We start from the raw sequence: 3,694 nt of genomic DNA on the forward strand, positions 1-3,694 counted from the left end.
GGCCCCGGCCCCGCGGGCCAGGACGGCTTCTTCGGGCTCGCCGGCGACGGCGCCCCGAGTCGCGGCCCCAAGGTCGCGCTGTTCACCGTCCTGGGCGTCGTCCTGCTGTTCGCGATCTACGCCTTCTCGGCGTGGAGCGTGAGCGACACGGTGCCGCGCGACACGACGGTCGCCGGCGTGAACGTGGGCGGCATGACCGCGTCCGAGGCGTCGTCCGCACTGACGGAGCAGCTCGGCCCGCGCCTCAAGGAGCCGATCGACCTCACGGCCGGCGAGGGCAAGGCCCAGCTCTCCCCGGGGAAGAGCGGTCTCGCGATCGACGCCGAGGGTACTGCGGCCGACCTCACCGGCTTCTCGCTGAGCCCCACGCGCATGTGGGCGCACATGTTCGGCGGTTCCGAGCAGCCGCTCCTCCTGGACATCGACGCGGAGAAGTTCGACGCCGCCGTCGCGGGCCTCGAGGAGTCGCTCGCCGTGGAACCCGTGGACGGCACCGTCGGGTTCGTGGACGGCCAGGCCGTCAAGACCGACGCGAAGGAGGGCACGCGGATCGTCACGAGCGAGACCTCGCGCATCATCCAGGAGCGCTGGCTGCACGCCGAGGGCCCGTTCGACCTGCCGGTCGAACCCGTCCAGCCGGTGATCACGCAGGCCCAGACCGAGCAGCAGTTCGCGGTCGCGCAGAAGGTCGTCTCGGCACCGGTCACGGTGTCCGTGGGCGGTCAGCAGCCGGTGCTGACGCCCGACGTGCTCGCGGGGCTCATCCGGTTCGAGCAGAAGAAGGACAATCTCGTCGTCATCATCGACCGGGACGCCACGGTCGCCGCGATCGTCGACGGCACCACCAACCTGCTGGAGGTCCCCTCCGACGCGCACTTCGAGTTCGCGGGCGGCAAGCCGACCGTCGTCGCCGGCAAGTCGGGCACCACGCTGGACCCCGCCCAGGCCGGCAAGGCCGTGCGGATCGCGGCGACCGGTGACGACCGCGAGACCTCGGTCGAGCTGGTCGAGCAGGACCCGAAGGACACCGTCGAGTCGCTCGAGGCCCTGGGCGTCAAGGAGGTGATCTCGGAGTTCAGCACGCCGCTGACCGCCGAGCCGGTGCGCACCCAGAACCTGGTGCGCGGCGCGGAGATGATCACGGGCAACCTCATCAAGCCGGGCGAGACGTTCTCCCTGCTGGAGGCACTGGCCCCGATCACCCTGGAGAACGGCTACTTCGACGCCGGCGTGATCGAGAACGGCAGGCACGTGGAGGCGGTGGGCGGTGGCCTCTCGCAGATGGCCACGACCTCCTTCAACGCGGGCTTCTTCGCCGGGTTCGACGACGTCGAGCACCACGCGCACTCGTTCTGGTTCCCGCGTTACCCCGCCGGTCGAGAAGCCACGATCTACGTGGGCGCCAAGGACATGAAGTTCAAGAACGACACCCCGTACGGTGCCGTCATGCAGGCGTTCGTGTCGGGCAACCAGCTGACGGTCCGCATCTGGAGCACCAAGTACTACACGGTGCAGGACGGCACGAGCGGCAAGCAGAACGTGGTACCCACCACGACGATCCACGACTCGTCGGCCGACTGCCAGCCGTACCCGGGCGGTGAGGACGGCTTCACCGTGACGATCTCGCGCAAGGTGCTGCACGACGGCAAGGTCGTCAAGGAGAACTCGTTCAACCACTCCTACAACCCGGACAACCCCGTTGTGTGCGACTGACGGTGCGGCTCTGACGCCTGACCGGCGGTAGGTTCGGCACATGCTAGGACGTAGCGAGCGGGAGTCTCCCGCGCACGCGGTGCTTGCCGCGCGGATGGCGGGATGGAACGACCCGGTCGAGCTGCTCGACCTCGGGACCACGGCGGACACGCTCGCCACGGTCGCGAGCATCGAGGCCCTGGCGGCCGTGGTGCACCTGGGACACCCGGAGCACCCGGCGCCGGGCCTCGAGCGCGCCCTCCTGGAGGGCGCGCCGTCGCTCATCATGACGGCGGCCGTCGCGGTGCCGGGCCAGTGGGTCTGGGTCGGCGCCGGGGCCACGGTGGGTCAGGTCGTCATCGACGAGGCGGGCATGCGGGACTGCGCGAGCGTGCTGCGCGGCCTCGGCGTGAGCCCGCGTCTGGTGCCCACCCGTACCAGCGTCGAGGAGCGCATCGCGCTCGCCGGCGAGGGCGGGTCCCTGGTGATCGAGCGGCCGCGGGTCCCGGCGGGCTTCGCGGAGCTGCCGGACAGCGCGGCCCTCGCCGAGGGCGGTCCCATCTGGTACGGGCTGCTGGAGTCCCGGGACGACTGGCCCCCGTTCACGACGCCTGCGCAGGTGTGGCTCGCGTTCGGTCCGGCCGACGACCACCTCGGCTCCCTGCAGCCCACCCTCGCGATCATCGCGGACGCCGGGCTGGACCTGGACCACCTGCGCAGCCAGCCGTCGTCGGAGGGGCCGCACGTGTTCTTCGCGTCCTTCTCCTGCCCCACGTCCGACAAGCTGTCCGTGCTGGTCGCCGCCCTGACCGACCGCGGCGTCGCGCACCGCACGCTGGCCGTGCTGCCGGGCGAGTCGTTCGTGCCCGGGCCCGACACCCTGACCCCGCGGTGGGCATGACGGCGCCCGGCGGCACCCGGGTCGCCTACCTGGGGCCCGAGGGCACGTTCACCCACCAGGCCGCGCTGCAGTGGGCGCGGGGGCACGCGCCGTCCGACGCGGGGAACGACGAGGCCGTGACCGCCGAGCCCCTGGACACCGTCCGCGACGTGCACGACGCCGTCGCCGCGGGCGGTGCCGACGTCGGCGTGGTCGCCATCGAGTCCTCCGTCGAGGGCTACGTGGTGCCGTCACTGGACACGCTGCTGTCCAGCGCGGACGTCGTGGCCGTCGACGAGGTGGCGCTCGACGTGTCGTTCGACGCGTTCGTGCGGCCGGGCCACGGCGAGCTGACCGAGGTCTCCGCGCATCCCCACGGGCTGGCCCAGTGCTCCGGGTTCGTGACGGGTACGGGGCTCGGGACCGCTCCGGCGTCGTCCAACGCGGCGGCCTGCCGCGACGCCGGACCGGGGACGATCGCCCTGGGCCCCACGATCTGCGGGGAGCTCTACGGCCTCGACACCTACGCGACGGCGGTGGAGGACTTCCGTGGCGGCCGCACCCGGTTCCTGGTGCTGACCCGCCGTAGTGCCGCCGCCGCGCACCTGGCGCGGTCGCGCGCGGCCGGTGAGACGGGCTGGAAGACGATGCTGGCCATCACCCCGTCGGTGACCGGGCCGGGCGTGCTCGCGCGGATCACCGCCGCGTTCGGCGACCGGGGCGTGAACATGTCGAGCCTGATCACGCGTCCGCTGAAGGCGCAGGAGAGCAAGTACGTGTTCGTGGTGACCTTCGACGAGGCGCCCTGGGCCCCCGGCGCGCGGGACGTGCTGGGTGACCTGCTCGCCGCGGGCGACGCCCTCAAGACCCTCGGCCTGTTCCCTGCCGGCGCCGGCTTCCGTGCGCTCGACGGCGTGCTCGACCCGGACCACGTCCCGGTCGGCTCGGTGTCGGCCAAGGACGAGGCACCGGCGCGCGACCAGGGCCTGCTGTGGTGAGCGTCGGCGTCGTCGGGCTGGGGCTGATCGGAGGCTCCCTCGCGCGCGCCTTCCAGGCGGCGGGCGTGCCCGTGGTCGCGACCGACCCGGTGTCGGGCGGCGAGGCCCGCGCGGCGGGACTCAC

General features: G+C 72.5%; 3 protein-coding genes. All 3 read left to right on the forward strand.

Annotated elements, in window-relative coordinates; all coding sequences use genetic code 11:
- On the forward strand, positions 1-1,713 hold a 1,713-nt coding region (locus tag PROKR_RS02470; protein ID WP_051432608.1), incomplete at its 5' end, for a VanW family protein.
- 40 nt (positions 1,714-1,753) lie between these two features.
- Positions 1,754-2,593, forward strand: a complete 840-nt coding sequence (locus PROKR_RS02475; protein ID WP_036959343.1) for a hypothetical protein — start codon at positions 1,754-1,756, stop codon at positions 2,591-2,593.
- The gene (locus PROKR_RS02480) at positions 2,590-3,570 is read left to right on the forward strand and encodes a prephenate dehydratase (RefSeq protein ID WP_036959348.1); all 981 of its coding nucleotides are present in this window, start codon (positions 2,590-2,592) and stop codon (positions 3,568-3,570) included. The genes PROKR_RS02475 and PROKR_RS02480 overlap by 4 nt, the downstream gene beginning before the upstream one ends.
- Positions 3,571-3,694: the final 124 nt, after the last annotated feature.

Origin of the sequence: Promicromonospora kroppenstedtii DSM 19349 (assembly GCF_000515355.1) — a bacterium.
GTDB lineage: Bacteria > Actinomycetota > Actinomycetes > Actinomycetales > Cellulomonadaceae > Promicromonospora > Promicromonospora kroppenstedtii.

Coding starts and splice junctions, on each gene's coding strand:
- PROKR_RS02475 (WP_036959343.1), top strand. CDS start 1,754: ATGCTAGGACGTAGCGAGCGGGAGTCTCCCGCGCACGCGGTGCTTGCC.
- PROKR_RS02480 (WP_036959348.1), top strand. CDS start 2,590: ATGACGGCGCCCGGCGGCACCCGGGTCGCCTACCTGGGGCCCGAGGGC.